At 39.0% G+C, this 18,490-nt stretch carries 18 protein-coding genes; 8 read left to right on the top strand and 10 right to left on the bottom strand.

What is annotated here, in order from left to right; all coding sequences use genetic code 11:
- Positions 1-35 precede the first annotated feature (35 nt).
- From ACY2RU_RS15910 to ACY2RU_RS15900, 3 genes are read right to left on the bottom strand one after another with little or no spacing between them, the layout of a single operon-like run.
- Positions 36-869 carry a phage tail-like protein gene (locus ACY2RU_RS15910; RefSeq protein ID WP_490139473.1) on the bottom strand — a complete coding sequence of 278 codons (834 nt, stop codon included), beginning with the start codon at positions 867-869 and terminating at the stop codon, positions 36-38.
- 37 nt (positions 870-906) lie between these two features.
- The gene (locus tag ACY2RU_RS15905; RefSeq protein WP_490139472.1) at positions 907-1,740 is read right to left on the bottom strand and encodes a phage tail-like protein; all 834 of its coding nucleotides are present in this window, start codon (positions 1,738-1,740) and stop codon (positions 907-909) included.
- A gap of 28 nt (positions 1,741-1,768) precedes the next feature.
- Entirely contained in the window at positions 1,769-2,566 is a 798-nt protein-coding gene (locus ACY2RU_RS15900; RefSeq protein ID WP_490139471.1) for a phage tail-like protein, read from the bottom strand.
- A gap of 442 nt (positions 2,567-3,008) precedes the next feature.
- Between ACY2RU_RS15900 and ACY2RU_RS15895 the strand changes: the two genes are divergently transcribed.
- Genes ACY2RU_RS15895 through hemL form a run of 3 tightly spaced genes read left to right on the top strand, consistent with a single transcriptional unit; the run spans position 3,009 to position 6,080 of the window.
- Complete coding sequence (locus ACY2RU_RS15895) at positions 3,009-3,938, top strand: 1-aminocyclopropane-1-carboxylate deaminase/D-cysteine desulfhydrase (RefSeq protein ID WP_490139470.1); 930 nt, start codon at positions 3,009-3,011, stop codon at positions 3,936-3,938.
- Positions 3,931-4,782, top strand: a complete 852-nt coding sequence (locus ACY2RU_RS15890; protein WP_490139469.1) for a glucosaminidase domain-containing protein — start codon at positions 3,931-3,933, stop codon at positions 4,780-4,782. The genes ACY2RU_RS15895 and ACY2RU_RS15890 overlap by 8 nt, the downstream gene beginning before the upstream one ends.
- Before the next feature lie 8 nt (positions 4,783-4,790).
- The gene (gene hemL / locus ACY2RU_RS15885; RefSeq protein ID WP_490139468.1) at positions 4,791-6,080 is read left to right on the top strand and encodes a glutamate-1-semialdehyde 2,1-aminomutase; all 1,290 of its coding nucleotides are present in this window, start codon (positions 4,791-4,793) and stop codon (positions 6,078-6,080) included.
- A gap of 56 nt (positions 6,081-6,136) precedes the next feature.
- On the opposite strand, the gene ACY2RU_RS15880 is transcribed toward hemL, so the two are convergent.
- Positions 6,137-6,487 carry a hypothetical protein gene (locus ACY2RU_RS15880; RefSeq protein WP_490139467.1) on the bottom strand — a complete coding sequence of 117 codons (351 nt, stop codon included), beginning with the start codon at positions 6,485-6,487 and terminating at the stop codon, positions 6,137-6,139.
- A gap of 108 nt (positions 6,488-6,595) precedes the next feature.
- Positions 6,596-7,858: a fibronectin type III domain-containing protein gene (locus ACY2RU_RS15875; RefSeq protein WP_490139466.1), complete on the bottom strand. Its 1,263-nt coding sequence runs from the start codon at positions 7,856-7,858 to the stop codon at positions 6,596-6,598.
- 177 nt (positions 7,859-8,035) lie between these two features.
- Between ACY2RU_RS15875 and ACY2RU_RS15870 the strand changes: the two genes are divergently transcribed.
- Positions 8,036-9,334 (top strand): hypothetical protein, encoded by a 1,299-nt coding sequence (locus tag ACY2RU_RS15870; protein ID WP_490139465.1) that lies wholly within the window; start codon positions 8,036-8,038, stop codon positions 9,332-9,334.
- Between the two features lie 43 nt (positions 9,335-9,377).
- On the opposite strand, the gene ACY2RU_RS15865 is transcribed toward ACY2RU_RS15870, so the two are convergent.
- A complete protein-coding gene (locus ACY2RU_RS15865; protein ID WP_490139464.1) occupies positions 9,378-10,877 on the bottom strand; it encodes a hypothetical protein in 1,500 nt (499 codons plus the stop codon).
- A gap of 196 nt (positions 10,878-11,073) precedes the next feature.
- On the opposite strand from ACY2RU_RS15865, the gene yiaA reads away from it, so the two are divergent.
- The 3 genes from yiaA to ACY2RU_RS15850 all read left to right on the top strand — a co-directional run bounded on the left by yiaA (position 11,074) and on the right by ACY2RU_RS15850 (position 13,488).
- Positions 11,074-11,553 carry an inner membrane protein YiaA gene (gene yiaA, locus ACY2RU_RS15860; protein ID WP_490139463.1) on the top strand — a complete coding sequence of 160 codons (480 nt, stop codon included), beginning with the start codon at positions 11,074-11,076 and terminating at the stop codon, positions 11,551-11,553.
- 101 nt (positions 11,554-11,654) lie between these two features.
- Positions 11,655-12,938, top strand: a complete 1,284-nt coding sequence (locus tag ACY2RU_RS15855; RefSeq protein ID WP_490139462.1) for a DUF2157 domain-containing protein — start codon at positions 11,655-11,657, stop codon at positions 12,936-12,938.
- Positions 12,931-13,488, top strand: coding sequence for a GDYXXLXY domain-containing protein (locus ACY2RU_RS15850; protein ID WP_490139461.1), 558 nt, complete (start codon positions 12,931-12,933; stop codon positions 13,486-13,488). The genes ACY2RU_RS15855 and ACY2RU_RS15850 overlap by 8 nt, the downstream gene beginning before the upstream one ends.
- 168 nt (positions 13,489-13,656) lie before the next feature.
- On the opposite strand, the gene ACY2RU_RS15845 is transcribed toward ACY2RU_RS15850, so the two are convergent.
- The 4 genes from ACY2RU_RS15845 to ACY2RU_RS15830 all read right to left on the bottom strand — a co-directional run bounded on the left by ACY2RU_RS15845 (position 13,657) and on the right by ACY2RU_RS15830 (position 18,247).
- Complete coding sequence (locus ACY2RU_RS15845; protein WP_490139460.1) at positions 13,657-14,289, bottom strand: hypothetical protein; 633 nt, start codon at positions 14,287-14,289, stop codon at positions 13,657-13,659.
- 16 nt (positions 14,290-14,305) lie between these two features.
- The gene (lysS, locus tag ACY2RU_RS15840) at positions 14,306-15,997 is read right to left on the bottom strand and encodes a lysine--tRNA ligase (protein WP_490139459.1); all 1,692 of its coding nucleotides are present in this window, start codon (positions 15,995-15,997) and stop codon (positions 14,306-14,308) included.
- 83 nt (positions 15,998-16,080) lie between these two features.
- The gene (locus ACY2RU_RS15835; RefSeq protein ID WP_490139458.1) at positions 16,081-16,962 is read right to left on the bottom strand and encodes a TlpA family protein disulfide reductase; all 882 of its coding nucleotides are present in this window, start codon (positions 16,960-16,962) and stop codon (positions 16,081-16,083) included.
- Positions 16,963-17,182: 220 nt separating this feature from the next.
- Positions 17,183-18,247: a response regulator transcription factor gene (locus tag ACY2RU_RS15830; RefSeq protein ID WP_490139457.1), complete on the bottom strand. Its 1,065-nt coding sequence runs from the start codon at positions 18,245-18,247 to the stop codon at positions 17,183-17,185.
- Between the two features lie 84 nt (positions 18,248-18,331).
- Between ACY2RU_RS15830 and ACY2RU_RS15825 the strand changes: the two genes are divergently transcribed.
- Complete coding sequence (locus tag ACY2RU_RS15825; RefSeq protein WP_490139456.1) at positions 18,332-18,490, top strand: YqaE/Pmp3 family membrane protein; 159 nt, start codon at positions 18,332-18,334, stop codon at positions 18,488-18,490.

The following is an 18,490-nucleotide window of genomic DNA, read 5'->3' as shown; positions in this document are numbered from 1 at the left end:
GTTTGTATTATTTGTATTCATAGTAGGGAGAGTATTTATTCTTCAGTAAAAGTAAATTCAACAGTACAAGGTGTATCGATACCAACATGACCTCTTCCATCACCAGAGTTTCCGGTGTCTTCAAAGTGAGTAGCAACGAAAATATCTACTTCTAGACTAAAATTGTAGGTTACGCCAGCCGTTAACTCTACGTATTCTACTATAGAAGTATCATGTTTAAATGAGTCGTAATATGTTCCTCCGCCTATTCCACCATTGTATAGTGAATATGAGTGCGTATAACATAGTCTAGGCGTACCGTTAAAGGTGAATCTGAATAAACCTTCCGTAGTGGCCATGTTAATAATTCCAGTAACTGGTAAGATCACTTTTCCAGCGCCAAAATTAAAGGATGTTTTAATTCTATAAGTACCCGAGTATTTCGGTGTAAAGCTTCCTGCTCCCAAACCAGGTACGGCTGCCCAATCTGAAGTTCCACTGTTATATGTTTGGTCACCAGTGACGGTTCGGAAATCGAGGGTTGATTGTTCAAAAAGTGCTGAATCTTCTCGCAGGTATTGGGGATTCCATTGTGTTCCGTCCCAAGCATAAATGCCTGGATAAACATCATAATTACCGGTTGCTGTACTATTAGTGTTAAAAACAACGGTACCGGCAACTAGGGTGCCGCCGTCTGGGTTAATAACAGGTGCGGCAACATTTGATGCGGTCAAGGCGGCTTTCGGAAAAACAAAGCCGGTAGAATTATTATTACTGAGATCCAATATTCCTTGTGGCGCTACAGTCCCTACACCTATCTGCGCAAATAAAGAGGAATTTGCAGAAAGGAATAGAATGCATGTTATAAATAGAGTATATAGTATTTTCATGATAAATTTCTTAATGGTTATAAATGGAATCACAGATCTATTCGTCGATGTAAGTGATTTCTACAAAGCAAGGAATTCCTTCGCCCACATAACCGCGACCATCATCGCCAAGCATTGAAGTGTCACCATTAGCCTCAAAACCAGGTCCATCTGCTTGATTGAACTCAAGAGATAGGTCGTAGGTTTGACCAGCAACTAAATTTAGGTAGATCGTTTTATAGGTTTCCACCCATATATTATCATAATATGTACCCGTATCAACATGGAAGTTATAGGTTGAAAAAGACTTTACATTCATGATATGTGTTGTGCCGTCAAAGATGAAACGAAAATCGCCCTGGGCCATGGCGGTATTTACATCGCCATTGTCAATCATTGAACCGCCACCGTAATTAACCTTGATCTCTATTTTATAGAGTCCAGAATATTTTGCTGTTATCGAATTTCCGTCTGAAGGACCTAATCCTGGAACATCTTCATAACCGTCTAATGGTGATGTTGGGTTGGACGAGGTTCGTAGTGCAGTGGTTTGTTCAAAGAGTTCAGATTGTCTTTTAAAGAAGTGGATCACCCACTTATTTCCGTCCCAGGCGTAGATACCTGGTTCAACATCTTTTGAGCCAGAATAAGTAGTACCTGTATTGTAAACAGTTGTTCCTATAGCTAGGGCTCCGCCTTGCGGATTCACAACTGGTGCTGCTACATCAGTGGCAGTAAGAGCTACGCTGGGGTAAACTACACCATACGTGCTGCTTTCAATGTCTAAAGCGCCTTTTGGTGATGTGGTTCCTATTCCTACTTGTGCAGCCAACATACCTGTGGCTAGTAAGAATGATGTAATGATTAGATTAAAAAGTAAATGTTTTCTCATGATATTAGGGATATTGGGGGGCGTTTATTTAGTCTCCTATATATGTGAATTCAACGGTGCAAGGAACGTGGTCTGGAATACCTATATAGCCAAGTCCGGTGCTGCTGTTTCCATTGTTCACAATTGCTGTATTCGATATTAAGTCGAAATCTAGATCGAGTGTATAAGTACTTCCAGCAACAAGCTCAACATACTTTACAATAGATGCCTGTTCCCAGATTGCATAATACTGGGTGCCTGTATCGGTACGAGTTACGGATGTCTTTGCCGGAATAGTTTCGGTGTCTCCATTGAATAGGAATCGAAAGTTTCCTTCGTGAGCTGCAACATCGGTACCGGTCGATTTGTTTTTTGCATAACCACCGCCAAAATTTACGCTCACTTCAATTTTATATGTTCCTGTGTATTTCGCAACAAAACTTTTGTTATCTAATCCTGGAATATTCTGCCAGCCTGCATTTGCGGCAGGTTGAAAGAAAGCACTTTGGGTGAATAATTCAGCATGTTTTTTTGTGAATTTATTAAACCATTCTGAACCGGTCCATACATAGATTCCTTTATATACGTCATTAGAGCCTGTTGAGGTAGTATTGGTGTTGTAGACCACAGTCCCAACCGACAGTGATCCACCTTGTGGATTTAGTACGGGGGAAGCGATATTAGTTGCAGTTAATGCAACTCTCGGAAGAACAATACCTGAGGTAGCACTTGAAACATCAAGTATGCCATTTGGTGTAGTTGTGTTGATTCCTACTTGGGCAATCGTTGAAAAGGAAATTAATAGTGAAAGAACAGGTAATAGATTCTTAAAGTATTTTAGATTCATAAGCCGGGGTATTTATGATTTAGGACTACGATAGTACGACAAACAAATGATTAACTGCAACTAAATTCGATTAAGTGCTTAAAAATTTAACATTTTAACAAGCTGAAAAACAGTCAAATACAGTTAAGTATCTAAAAATCAAGTATTTGTGGAAATTTAGTCAAATAGGATTAAATCGGCATTTTTTTCGGAGTTTTTCTGAATTTGTATAAAATACTAGGTATCAGTATATTAAAATTTAGTCATTTTCATAAATAAGGCTATTTTATAGTAAACGATAAGCTTGTCAAGTTGTGTTTTCGACGAAATACATCAGTGTTTTGCTGCTAAAATTCGTCGAAATGGGCCCCATTCGTACTCTTAAAAGCGACCCGTTTGATATAGTGGTTCGTTGTTAATTACTTCGAAAATCGACTAGATTACAGTACTTTTGACCTTAAATATGAGTTCTATACTACGCTTTCCTTCAGAAATAAGGTATCAACCTATTGATCTTTCACTTTTCGATCTGGATTCGTCGGTTTCGTTGGTTTTAAAAAGGGAGGATGAGATACACCCTTATATTTCTGGAAATAAATTTCGAAAATTGAAATACAACATAGAAGCCGCTCAGGCAGAAGGAGATAAGCAATTGCTCACTTTCGGAGGGGCGTTTTCTAATCACATCGCTGCCGTTGCAGCTGCAGGCAAGCAAATAGGTTTAGCAACTGTTGGAATAATTCGGGGAGAAGAACTAGCAGGCAAAATAACCGAAAATGATACTTTACAATATGCCTTAAATTGTGGAATGAGCCTCCATTATGTGACACGGGAGATATATAGACGGAAGGAATTAACTGATTTTTTATCAGAATTAAAAGATCAATTTGGCGATTTCTATTTCCTTCCAGAAGGCGGAACCAATGCGCTTGCGGTTAAAGGCTGCGCCGAAATCCTTTCTGAAGCAGATGCTAGTTATGATATTATTTGTGCCCCAGTTGGCACTGGAGGAACACTTGCTGGGCTTGCCGAAGGTGCACAAGAGCAGCAGAAGATCATCGGGTATTCGGCTCTAAAAGGAACTTTTCAGCTTAAAGAAGTGGTAAAATATTCTCAGAATCGCAACGTTCACATAGTAGATGATTACTGTTTTGGAGGCTATGCAAAAGTTAACGAGCAATTGGTTCGTTTTATGAATAATTTTAAAGCAAAAACAGGAATTCCACTAGATCCCGTCTATACCGCTAAGATGATGTATGGAATTCTTGAAGGCATTAAAAATGGAGATTTCAAACAAAATTCGCGTATTTTAGCCATACATACTGGAGGCTTACAAGGTATCGCCGGAATGAATAAACGATTATTAAAAAAACAATTACCTCACATTGAATAAAACTCATTACGCTCGTTATTTCACAATAGTATTACTCGCTATCCTCGTACTTGGAGGTTGTAAGAGTAAAAAAACTACCGTTTCAAAAAGGCAACATCCCAAAAGGGAACGAGTTGTTAAAAAACCACCGACACGTGTTGTAATTCCGAAGAAAGAGGAGTCAAATCCTACAGTCGTTGTTGAATCAAAGAAAAATGCAAGTTATACCGAGGTAGTTTCTGATTATGTGATGAGCTATCACGAAATCGCTTCCGAAGAAATGCTGCAATACGGAATCCCGGCAAGTATAACACTTGCACAAGGTATTTTAGAAAGTGGTGCCGGAAGAGGAGAGCTTTCGCAACGCGCTAATAATCACTTCGGAATTAAATGTCATAGTCAATGGACAGGAGAACGGGTCTATCACGATGATGACGAACTTCAGGAATGTTTCCGGAAGTATAAAGACCCAAAATACTCTTATCGTGATCATTCATTGTTTCTAACACAGCGTAGCCGTTATCAGGATCTATTCAAACTTAATAAAAGTGATTACAAAGGTTGGGCGCGTGGTTTGCGTAAAGCGGGTTACGCCACAGATCCCAAATATCCAGATAAGTTAATAAGTATTATTGAGCGCTATGATCTCACTCAATACGATCAGGCTGTTCTGGGTAAACCCGCGCGAGCCTCTGCTCCTGATGAAGACAAAATAAGTACGTATACCGTGCAACAAGGAGATACTTTATATGCTATTTCACGACGTTTTAGCGTTTCGGTAGATACCTTAAAGGAATATAATGGGTTAGTGTCAAACGATATATCTATTGGGCAAGTGTTATATTTGCACGCTACAAAAAATTAGTCTTTATCATGATCTACAAACGCAGCAGTGCTTTATTTGCTGAAGCACAAAAAGTTATTCCAGGAGGAGTGAATTCACCAGTTCGCGCATTTAAAGCTGTTGGTGGCGATCCTATTTTCGTCGAAAAGGCCGAAGGGGCCTATCTATATGATGCCGACGGAAATACGCTTATCGACTATATTAATTCGTGGGGTCCTATGATCTTAGGACATGCTCACAAACCTGTAATAGATGCTATTGTTGAAAAGGCCCGAAAAGGAACTTCCTTCGGAATGCCTACTGAAATTGAAACAAAGATCGCAGAATTGGCGGTTTCTATGGTTCCCAATATAGATAAAATTCGTTTTGTAAATAGTGGAACCGAAGCCTGTATGAGTGCTGTTCGATTAGCACGCGGATTTACAGCTAAAGATAAGATCATCAAATTTGCTGGCTGTTATCACGGGCATAGCGATTCATTTTTAATTCAAGCGGGTAGTGGGGCAGTCACTTTTGGAACGCCCAACAGTCCTGGCGTTACAAAAGGTACGGCCAAAGACACCTTACTTGCTACCTATAACGATCTTTCGCATGTAGCTCAGATCATTTCAGAAAATAAAAACGAAATCGCCTGTATAATTGTAGAACCCGTCGCAGGTAATATGGGATGTATTCCTCCTTCCGAAGGCTTTCTTCAAGGATTACGAGACCTCTGCACAACACATAATATATTGCTCATTTTTGATGAAGTAATGACTGGCTTTCGCTTGGCAAAAGGAGGTGTGCAGGAATTGTACGGGGTGAATGCAGATATTGTTTGCTTCGGAAAAGTGATTGGCGGCGGACTCCCAGTGGGAGCTTTTGCTGCGAGAGAAGAAATTATGAATCATCTGGCGCCTTTGGGGCCTGTGTACCAAGCGGGGACCTTAAGTGGAAATCCGTTGGCTATGGCTGCAGGATTTGCTATGTTAACTGAACTAAACGATCATCCCGAAATATTTGAGTCACTTCAAAAAAAGACCGCCTACTTGCACAAAGGACTTTCCGAAGTGCTAATTAAGAACGAGATAGCGCATACCATTAATCGTGTAGGCTCAATGATCTCGGTACATTTTTCAGAAACACCTGTGACAAATTTTGAAACAGCTGCTAACGCAAACGGAGAACGTTTTAAACAATTTTTCCACGGAATGCTTCAGGAAGGAATCTATATTGCACCTAGTGCCTTTGAAACTTGGTTCCTATGTGATGCGCTTTCCTATAAAGATTTAGATAAGACCATCGCAGCTTGCGATAAGGTCACGCAGAATTGGGTATAAAAAAACGTCCTAAGATTTCTCAAAGGACGTTTCTACTATTTTTGTACGTGCGTTACCTATTGCTTTTGCAATGAGCTCCACTTTTTATACTGATCTGCAGTAAGTGTTTTCTTTACACCTTCCATAAAAACAGCGTCATATTTTTTCTTGTCTGCCGCAACTGCCGCATTTGCAACGTCTTTTCCATCAACATACTTTTGCATGTTTGAGATATGAGAAGCATAGTAACGAAATAACGTTCTTTGCTGATCGCCACTAAGATCTAACGTACTGCTTAGTTCTGCTACTTTCGTCTTAGCAATTACTTCTGGTCGCTCTTGATCTTGAGATAAACTCTGCGCTGAAACATTGGTCATGCCGAGCATCATTACTACAGCAAAAGCACATAAAGTCAATAAATTTTTCATTTTGTTTGTTTTGATTAAGGTTACTAATGTAACTATTTCTATAATTAATAAGCAAGAATTAAGCCATAAAATAGTTTACTTCTTATTTTGAGACTCCTCGTTTCTATTTTAATCTTCTATAGCTTGTAAATACTCTAATAGCATGGTCACAGCTTCATCGTGCACTATAGTACGACCCAGTTGTGGCATTCTATAGGTTGGAAGTGTACTTTGAGTTCGTGCTTCTATTTCACCTCGATTGGCATAAATAGCAGTTTCTTCAAATGGAGTTTCATAGCGAAAATCGAGATTAAAGTTACTTACTTCACCACCAGGTTGATGGCAATGCGCACAGTTAATATCAATATAAGCTCTTCCGCGTTCAAAAATGTCATAGGTCAAATCATCGGTCCAGTCTGGTAAAACACTAATATCTCCCGAATTGACCAAGCCGTTCAAAATACCTATACTTTTAAAGTAATCAATTTGATTCATGCCAGTATAACTGGGCACAAAGTTCATGCTTCGCAGTTTCATACCAATTGGGAATGCGCTTCCATTATTGTTGTGGCAAGTGCGACAATCGGTTTGCGAAGGAATTAAATAATCTACGTTCTGTGTTGTTCCTTCGCTATCTATATAACTCATAGGAACCAAACCTCCGTTAATTTGAAGGGTTGCCTCGGTTTGTGCATTATTCCATACATAATCGTTTGCCTCCCATGCGCCAGCGATCTTTAAAAGTATTCTGGTCTCAATGATCTGTTTTCCTAAAGATAGATCACGATCATCAATATTGTAATAAAATGTTTTGGCTATTAATGTATTATCAGGAAAATCAGGCAGCAGGTCTGAATTGTTAAACTGCATGCTAGTTCCTTCGGGAAGCCTTACCAAACGTTGCTTGGAAGCGTAATCTGTAAAGAGGGTACTGTTCAGTTCGTAAAGTTGTACGCCAGTTGCTGGTTCAAGATCAGACAAAGTTCCTGCAAAAACGCCCATGTCAGATAAATTCTGAAGAAATTCTAACGGTTCTAATGCTGTATTAACGGTCACAGCGTTACTAGCCACAGACTCGTTTCCGGCAGCATCTAAGGCAGTTACGTAAAAAGCGTACGGGGTATCGGCTATGAGTCCGTTTATGGATATCGATGTGGCATTGAGATTACCTTGTGTCACTACGCCATCTTGGTATAGATTGTATCCCGTCACACCAACATTGTCGGTAGCAGATTGCCAGGTAAGTTCAATACTTGTGTCTGTAGCAGCAGTACTTGTTAAATTAAGAGGTGCTGAAGGGCTTTCACTATCTCCCTTAGGGCTGTCGTCTGTCCCACAACCAGTCAGAATAAGGGCTGCAGCAAGTAAAAAGCTTGTGTGTAGTTGCTTCATTTTCAATTTTTTCTGTTTCAAAAATATAAAATTACTTTTAATGGGTTCGATTTTGCTTGTTAAATTCTAAACTCGCCCAAAAGCTGTCTTCACTCATCAAGAGTATGTGTTTCCTAAACGTAGGTTTTGTGCGCCTATTGTTCGTTGTAGATTCGATAAAAATTAAAACAAACTCTTATGAAAACAAGAATGTTATTTGTAGCGCTTCCTATCCTATTTATAGGAACAGCGATTTCCTTTTTTTCTTCGGAAAAATACCCGGAAACTAAACGCACCTTACAGGCAGAAAGTGGTTGTGTCTTTATGACAACCATGGGAGAGCAGTCTTCCGAAGGCTTTGAGATCTTTAAAACCGATGAAAATGTACAGCTTGCAGTTCGCGACGGACTCGCATGGCTTTCCGAAGCACAAGGAGCCCATGGAGGTTATGGTGCCGGAAGTCACAGCGCACAAAATGTTCTTGATCCGCATGCGGTAAAGGCTGATCCCGCCACCACGTCAATGGTTGCTATGGCATTCTTGCGCAGCGGAACGACACTCAAAAAAGGGGAATACGCTAAAAATCTCCAGGGCGCTATCAATTATTTATTGGAGACGGTAGAAAATGCTCCCAAAAATGACCCTTATATTACTGATGTGCGCGGAACTCAGATCCAGTCGAAACTTGGAAATAATATAGACGCTGTACTAACCGCTCAGTTATTTTCAACCTTATTAGATCGCAATTTAAAAGGAGTAGACAAAAAACGGGTTGAGAGATGTCTCGATATCTGTATCGCAAAAATACAAGACGGGACAGATGCTTCTGGCAAACAAAAAGGAGCTGGATGGGCTGGTGTTTTGCAAAGCGGACTGGCAACTAGCGCTCTTGAAGCGGCACAATCTGTAGGTGCTGATGTGGATGAAGCAATTATACAACGCTCTCGCGACTATCAAAAAGGTAACTACAACGATAAAACTGGAACAATTAACACCGAAGATGGCGCAGGAGTTATGTTGTATGCGGTAAGCGGGAGTGTTCGTGCTAGCGCAAAAGAAGCGCGAAAAGTAAAGGAGGATATCAATAAAGCGATTCGTGAAGGAAAATTACCCCAAAATGCCCCTGTCTCAACGGCCAATTTGAAAAAGATTGGATATGCAGAAAGTGAGGCAGCCGAATATAATACCTCGTATAATGTTTACGAGTCTGGAAAAACTGCAGCACAACGTCAAGATGTTTTGAACGGCTTTGGAAACAATGGAGGCGAGGAGTTTTTAAGCTTTCTTCAAACAGGTGAATCATTGGTTGTAAATAAAGACCAAGAGTGGAAATCATGGTACGACGCGATGAGCGGACGAATCCTGAAAATACAAAATAATGACGGAAGCTGGAACGGACATCACTGTATTACCAGTCCGGTGTTCTGTACAGCTACAAGCGTACTCTTGCTTACTGTGGAGAATGATATCAAGTTTTTAAGTAAAATGGGAGAATAACTTCTCTCAGAAAAGTAGTTTTTTAGGTTGGTGTGCACCGTCCTTACTCCATTGGGGTTTGGGCGGTGTTTTTATGCATATTAACTAATGATAGAGTTGTTTCGTAGAGTGGGGTTTGTTCCATTTTTGATTTTAGCCAGGCATAGAAGCTCATCACAAAAATATCTTCCCGTTCTGGGCCAAGCCAGTCAAAAGACTCCTCCACACGAGCTTTAAAAGCCACAGAGGTTACTTGCTCGGGATATTGGTAGTAGTGTGAAACGAGACGCATAAATTCAAGGACCCGCAATTCATCAATTGCTTTTAGGCGTTTTGTAAATTTGTTTTGGAAACTTTTCAACCTTGAAAGCACAAGATCGAGTCGATCTAACTCCATGAGCAAAAGAATTTCTATAATGTTCTTTTTTAAAACCCAGATCCAGCCGGCTTTTTTCTCCAGCCAATTATCGCTGTGGTAGTTATTCTTAATAATTTGGTACGCCTCTGTAAATTGATTTTGCTGAAAAAGGATCATCACGCGAGTAAGGTCGAGATCTAAAGATTCATGCTGAAAAGTATCTAAGGTCTTTAGCGCTTGTTCGGGTTGTCCTGTGTACTGAAAATTATGTGCTTTTAAAACGGTTAGCTTTTCTGAAAAACGATTGAAATACGCTTTTTTGTTTTTTACCATCTGCAACTCCATAAGGTTGGCAAAATGAATTGACCGTTTAAAATTCTTGTTTCTGAACTCCATGATTCCCATTAAATTCAATATCTCTATGTGATAAAACAAATGCTTGTGAGGGTTGATCTCATTTGCTTGTTTTTCACTGATAATATGGTACAATTGCGACATAAACGGTGAGATCTCATAATAATCACTCTGCAAACGCGCTGCCGTTGCTGTTAGATTCATCAATTGAAAGAGCGATTTGTAGGTCAACGTTTTTGATAGTTCAATATTAAAGTCTGAAAAAGTTTTTACGATAAGTTCATTGATAGCTGCATAATGCTTCTTTTTTAGGCTTGCCTTGATACTCGCATAAGCCATATTGAGTTGCTGTTCTTGCTGAAACAAGCGTATGTTAGCTTGCGCTTCATCAATGATCTTCTGAAGATCAAATTTTGGATTTAGATGCGCGTATTGGATCTTGGTGTGATAAATTTCGGTTAAGATGGAGTACACATCAAGGTTTTGAGCCATACGCTCAGCGCGAGTTAGTGTTTTAAAGGCTAAAGGATAACGTCTATGTTCAAAAAATATACGACTGGCAAGTAAAAGTTTTAGGATCTCTAGCTCTTCGGAAGTTTCACCAGCAAAACTCCGGGTGGCCACAAAATCTATTAGACTATCCTGTAGTCGTTTACAAAGCCCATGAAAAGCATTTTTTGACGGTTTTCCGTAGAGCAACAGATTAAGGTCTTTTGTCTTTCCAGCATTGATCAGCTTAAACAATTTAATATTCTTAGTGTCACCTCTGCGGTTCTTCTTTTGAAGGAAAAGTAGAAATTCTCGCTTCTCTTCTTCGGAAAGCAACGAAATAATAGTCTTAATTGCTTTCATTTAAACAAAAGATAATTTTATTAAAAATACTATAAAACTTAATTTATTATAGATAAAGGTACTAATTAAATCGTAAGTTTTTTATAAAAATTGTTTTTCCGAAGAGAACCTCCTTTACCATCTTTGACTTGTAATTAACATATACCGTCTCGACCGATCGTCGGTTTTAAAAGACGGCATCATCAAATCGTTTATTATGGAAAATCAAACAATAAAAGAAAAGAAACCCGTCAATGCACCATTGATTGACGTGATCAAAAAAGAGAAAGAACCATTTAATTGTAAACCAACACCCGCATTTATTTCAGCATCATGGGCAGGGCTGTTTATTGGGATGGTTTCCTATTGCATCGGACTCTGGAATGCCGATATGCTACTCAACGAAAAAGGGTATTACTTTACTATTCTGCTCTTTGGATTGTTCTCGGTAGTTTCGGTACAAAAAAGTGTGCGTGACCGTTTGGAAGGAATTCCTGTCACCGATATTTACTACGGAATAAGCTGGTTCACGACAATCGCGTCTATACTATTACTCGTTATCGGACTTTGGAATGCAGACATCGACCTTAGCGAAAAGGGTTTCTACGGAATGTCCTTTACCTTAGGTTTGTTTGGAGCGGTCGCTGTTCAGAAAAATACAAGAGACATCAAATTCTTAAGTACTAAACAAGAATAGCTTCTTGTGGTTGGGTGTTTTTAAGACAAGGCCGTTGTGTTTTATAACGGGCGGCCTTCGTCTTTTAAACTTATCTATTATCTACTTCAAACATAAAAATTATGAGTTCTAAACTAAAAAAAGATATCTCCGAACTACTTCGAGCCGAAGTAATCACACCACAAATTGCAAGTGACATTTCAACTTATTATCAATCAAAAAAACCGGGAGCTACTAATACAAATACCTTGCTTGTTATTTTTGGGATCTTAGGATCTTTGCTCGTGGGATTAGGAGTGATTTTGATCCTTGCGCATAATTGGGATGCCTTTTCACGCCCGGTCAAAACATTGTTTTCATTCGTGCCACTTATTATTGGTCAGTTGTTTGCAGCGCTAGCCTTATTTAGAAAGAAAACCGTGGTATGGCGTGAAGCATCAGCTACCTTTTTGTTTTTTGCCATTGGAGCGAGTATCTCCTTGATCAGTCAGGTATATAATGTTCCGGGTTCCATGCAAGATTTTCTTTTAGCGTGGATACTTTTGGGAACGCCGCTCATTTATTTGTTGCGCTCTCATGCAGCTGCTATACTGTTTCTTCTTTTTAGTACTATTTACGCATGTAATGTTGGGTACTTTAATGATGCGAGTCCGTGGTATTATATCGCGCTGCTAGCGGTAATTGGTCCTTTTTATTTTCAGCAGATCAAAACAAACGCCACGAATGCAATGACTGCTTTATATCATGGTTTGGTGCCTTTAAGCATTTTGATCGTCATGGGTGGTTTTATCACGTCGGGTTTTACGGGTTTTGTTTTATATGTAACCTTATTCGGGCTCTTCTATAATATTGGGAAGTTGTCTTTTTTGAATCATTTAAGCGATCGCAAGAATGGTTATGTTTTATTGGGGTCTTTAGGAACTATAATCACCTTATTGTTCACCACATTTAGTTGGGTGTGGGATGATTTTGATTCTATGCGTGGGCAGGATCAGGATGTTATTCTCGCCGTATCTCTGGCGATCATGACCATTATTGTGATCGTGTATTCACATTTCAGACAAAATTCAAAAGATTACAGTTGGATGCGTTATGCGTTTGTTCTCTTCGGAATTATCTTTTTTCTAACTCCAGTTGCTTCCGAAGTACCTAAAATACTTACAAATCTCTTAGTGCTGGCATTGGGAATTGATATCGTTCGAAAAGGTGCTAAGGCCGAAAAATTTAGCCTTCTGAACTACGGAATGCTTATCATAACCTCACTAATAGCCTGCCGCTTTTTCGACATGGATATTTCGTTTGTATTACGCGGACTCCTCTTTGTGCTTATGGGCGTAGGTTTTTTTATCGCCAATTATTTAATGTATAGAAAACAACAAAAATTAATACCTAATGATCATGAATAAAATAATAATCACCATATCATTTGCAGCGATGCTTCTAGCACAATGGTTTGTACCTGGGCAGATGATCTATAAGCAAGAAGAAGTAATTAGAGAGGGCGTGGCATACAAGTTTAGAACACAACCTTTAGATCCTTCAGATCCCTTCCGAGGAAAATATATTTACCTCAATTATGAAGTGGATAAAGCGTTTACCAAGGACACCACGATCAACTATAACGATATGTATGTCTATATCGCCAAAGATAGCGCTGGCTTTGCCATAGCAACACATGCGAGTAAAACATTAGATAAGTCTGGTCAGAATTATGTAAAAGTTAGATCTCAGGGAATTTACAATGATACAGTTCGTTTTAATTTGCCTTTTAATGTGTATTATATGGACGAAAATAAAGCTTATGACGCCGAGGTAGTTGTGCGTCAAGCAAGAAGAGACACCTTAATAAATAATTGCTATGGATTGGTTTATATCAAAGAAGGGCGGTCGGTATTGGCTGATGTTTTTGTTGATGATATTTCTATCAAAGATTATGTAGAAGAAATCCAAAAGTAGGTGCAGGGTTGTTGATCCCGACACCTTTTGATGATGGAACGACCCGTTTTAACGGGTCGTTTTTAATCATATTCAGGATGTCAAATACCTTTTAGCTCTTATGCACTTTAGCTAGTTGTGCCGAATGTTCAAGGGGCTTCTCTTTTGTCAATTATATGAAGGAATCACTTAGCATTCATTGTTATTGTATTTTTCAAAGTATTTTCTCAGACTAGGACGATCATAATCGGGATAATCTACTATTCCCTTTTTAGAAACACATCGAACATATTCAAAAAGCTGTTGATAATACTCGCGATTATGGTGTGCGGCATCACTTCCTACATAAAAAGCAGGTCTAGGCATAAAGAACTTTTTATAAAGCAATTGCGTTAAAGGTTGCTTTGGTGTTGAAAAGAAGAATTTTTCTACCGTTCCCAGGTAGCTGCGATATAGCATGGCTTCTCCATCAACAATTACTTTAAGAGCAAGTGTTCTTTCTTCAAAATGAAAGTCGGGTGTTCTGTCTTGAAACCGCAATTGGCCAAGTTCATTAGACCTGTTGTCTATTTGAACCGTGGCAATTATGATACGTTCTCGTTTAAACAGAATTTCCTGAACATCGCTGGCTTTAAAATGTTGTGTATCTCCATTTTTGCTCATACGATACGCTACTCTTTGTACGGGACGCGTTTGATCTACATCTTCAATATATCCAGTTACCGTTTTTCCATCATGTGTTAAAAGCGTTCCCTGTTTAAATCTTTGTGCTTGAACCACACAAGAAATACATAAGAACATGATAAAGAGTTTCGTGGTCATTTAAGATTTGTTTTAGTTACTTAACCACCTCAACAAACAAACCATCGTCTGTATTGTTAACCTTAGCTAGATTATTTTTTGTAAGTCCTTTAATGGTTTTGTCCCACTTTTTATTGCTCAATCCGCTCTGAATTTTTAGCGCATCCAAGGTCATTGATGATGCATCTTTTAAGATGGCAAACACTGCTTTTTCTTCTTCGGAAAGCGGAACTTGTTTTGTTTCTGGCTTCATTTGTGGAAAGAATAATACTTCCTGAATGGATTGGTTATTGGTCATAAACATCGTAAGACGGTCAATTCCAATTCCAATTCCCGAAGTTGGAGGCATTCCGTATTCTAAAGCACGTAAAAAGTCTTGATCAATAAACATGGCCTCGTCATCGCCTTTTTCAGATAACTTTAACTGATCTTCAAAACGTTCACGTTGATCAATTGGGTCGTTCAGCTCGGTATAGGCATTGGCAAGTTCCTTTCCATTTACCATAAGTTCAAAACGCTCTGTAAGTCCTTCTTTGCTTCGGTGTTTCTTGGTCAAAGGGCTCATTTCAACAGGGTAATCTATAATGAATGTTGGCTGAATGTATAAATGCTCGCATTTTTCGCCAAAGATCTCATCGATCATTTTTCCAATTCCCATGGTTTCGTCAACATCAAGACCCATTGCTTTGGCAGCTTCGCGAACTTCTTCTTCATTCTTTTTATAAAGGTCGTAACCCGTGTGTTCTTTTATGGAATCTAGAATACCCACACGCGCATAAGGCGCTTTATAATCAATGATATTGTCACCAAAAGGAGCTGTTGTAGTGCCGTGTAATTCGATCGCGATCTTTTCCAATAATTGTTCGGTAGTATCCATCATCCAGTGGTAATCTTTGTAGGCTGCATACATTTCCATCACGGTAAATTCTGGATTGTGTGTACGGTCCATTCCTTCGTTTCTAAAATCTTTAGAGAATTCATAAACCCCATCAAAACCTCCAACGATCAATCTTTTCAGATATAATTCATTGGCAATACGAAGATACAACGGCATATTTAACGCATTGTGATGCGTTACAAACGGACGTGCAGCGGCACCTCCAGGAATAGGCTGAAGAATAGGTGTCTCTACTTCCAAAAAACCCATGTCATTATAAAACGAACGAATGGCATTATTGATCTTTGTACGTTTTACAAAAGTATCTTTTACCTTCGGGTTAACAACGAGATCAACATAGCGCTGCCTGTAACGAAGTTCCGGATCATTAAATTCATCGTATACTTTACCTTCGGCATCTGTCTTCGGAAGTGGTAAAGGGCGAAGCGTTTTTGATAGTAATTTAAAATCTCTTACCAAAACTGTTTTTTCGCCAACCTGCGTTGTAAACAATTCCCCTTCGATTCCAACAAAATCTCCAAGATCGATCAGTTTTTTAAACACGTCGTTATAGAGGGTTTTGTCTTCCCCTAAACAGATCTCATCGCGGTTAAAATAAACTTGAATACGACCTTCACTATCTTGTAATTCGCCAAAAGCAGCCTTTCCTTGAACCTTTTTACGCATCAAACGACCAGCAATGATCACCTTTTTTCCTTCTTCATAATTCTTCTTAATTGCTGCCGAAGTATGATCTACCGGAAATAATTCTGGTGGATACGGATTGATCCCTAAGTTGCGTAATTGCACGAGTTTTTCACGTCGTACCTGTTCTTGTTCAGAAAGTTGCATGCGTTTAAATTTAAGCTGCAAAATTAGCCAATTCCGACATTTTAATCCTTAAAACTTCCAAAAAGTTAATTGAATGCTACTTTTTATCCTTTTATGGCCTCCAGTGCTGCTTTTGCTTTGGTGTTTTCTGGCTCAATAATGAGTGCTTTATTAAAGAAATTACGCGCTTCTTCGATTTTATCCATTTGAGCGAGTTTATTGCCAAGATTGAGATAGACACCGACCTCTTCGGGAAATAATTTAGCATTTAATTCTGCCACGGCAATCGCCTTTTCTCGCTTTTCCGCAAAGAATAGTACATTGGTGTAGGTGTTGAGTTCATACATATTTTTGGTGACCTTTTTTAACTTCGGAAGCAATTTTTTAGATTTTCTTCGGAAAGTTTTGAGGTCTGTTGCAGCAAGTGCTTCACTCACTACTATTACAGATTCGTAATTGGGCGTATACGATCCTTTGAGTAATTGCAGCAGGTCTGCTTCAACCGAAACAATAGGATGTTCTACAATTCGATTGACCTCTTTCCCGTCTTTATAAATTATAAAAGTAGGCACCCGATGAATGCTTAAACCTTCTTCTTCGCCGCCAGGGCTTTGTTTATAGGTGTCTCGATCTCTGCTTAGAGCAATGGTTGTGAGCCGTTCTAAAGGAAAATCGGCCGCCTCCAAAACCTTGTAAAATTTAGGAATTTCGGCTTTGCTATCGCCACACCAAGTGCCTAAAAAAGCGGTGATGGTATATTCGGCTAAGAGTGGTTTTAGTGCTTTAATGGTTTCTGATTTTGGTGTATAAGTATCATAGTTTTTAGTAAACCACGAGGCGTAATGCGGTCCAGAAAGCGCTTCTTTGTTTATTTTTCCGAGGAGCGTTGGATTGTCTTGAGGTTGGACTTCCACATTAAATGGTTGAGCATTTGCAGCCATCATTGCAAATAGAATGCAGGCAGTAAAAAGAGGTAAGGTTTTCATATTTTATTGGTTTTAGTGAAAGGTCGAAAGTGCGACGAATTCAAAAGAACCTAAAGAATACAAGGGTTGAAAATAGGACTAGAACCCGGAGGAAATGTATTATGTTGGGTGCTGGGTTACTGCAGTATCCAACGAGTGAAGTACGAACGAGAGGAAGACAAAAGAATGATGCTGGAAGGTTAAAATATGGAATTTGAGTCAGCGTTGGTAAGATTGTAATTTATGCATAAAGCGCTTTTACTTCTGCGCGTGATGTGACTTGAAGTTTTTTGTACAGGTTGTTGATGTGTGTTTTTACCGTACTGGTACTAACAAAAAGTGTATCGGCGATCTCTTTATTTGATTTGTCTTGGAGAATGAGATCGAGTACCTTTTGCTCTTGTGCAGATAAGGATGCTTTTGAGGCCGCGCGATTTTCCAGATTTTTAACCTTTCCGAAGAAATAATAATTTCCAAACAAGGAGATAACAGCAACTGCCGATGCAAGATAAACCCACCAAGGCAGTTGGTCTTCGGGTAATGAAGCAATGAGATAGCGATCTGCGTTGAGCTCAGATTCGTATTGTTTTACATAATTACTCTCTGGATATTTCGCTTTTAAACGCGCGAGGAGATCGTCGTAATACGAATTGGTTTTTAGATCTTCAAGGTAGTAGGCATGCAAATTATTGGACCGATCACTAAAAAAAGTATAGCTGTATAATTCTGCCAATGGTTCCTGAAGTTGTTCACCATATTGTTGAAAAATACTAAACCATTTTTTTGTGTTCAATTTTTTATTGGCTTCACTTCGGTAGGTACCAAAAGCAAATTTCATATCGTTTTTAAGCGAATCGATCTTTAAAAAAGTATGTGCTTTTTCATTTTCAGAAACCACACTGCAAAACATTTCGTTGGCAAATGAAAACGGAAGCTCAATGGTTGTGTTGTTATTGGCGACAAAGACAATTTCTTTGCTTCTTAAGCAATGCCCTGTAAAGTGTTCAGTGTTTTGTGTGTCTTCGGAACACAGATCAATGTGAATACGGTAGATCCTGTTTTCTGTTGGGAGATTATTTCCGTTAAAACTGAAATAACCTGTGCTGTCTGCCTTTGTTTTTTTTAGAATTTGTTCGGGATATACGCCCGAAATCTTTCTGTAATCGTCTACAACCGAAAGATAGATCGAACCTTCTTGATGTTCGGTGTCAACACGGCCGGAAAATTGGTATTGGGCTGCGCAAACGAAAGGCAGTAACAAGATAATTCCGAAGAAAAAAAGAAAAGGGGTTTTTAAGCTATTCACTATACGAAGATAGCATATTCAGCGGCTGTAACAAAAGCAAAATATCTCGACTTATACCCTAAATATTAATTGTAACTTTGTATTATGAGTATCTGGAGAGTATTGCTGTCAATCGTTTTTCCACCTTTGGCGGTCATTGATAAAGGCTGTGGGTCTATTTTAATTGTTTTAATTTTAACCGTCTGTGGCTGGATACCGGGCGTGATTGCAGCATTAATTATTATTAACAATCCAAATAAATAA

The sequence above is a fragment of the Ulvibacter sp. 2305UL32-6 genome (assembly GCF_058148545.1).
Note: the sequence above shows the minus strand (reverse complement) of the source record. Positions and strands in the feature narration are given on the sequence as shown.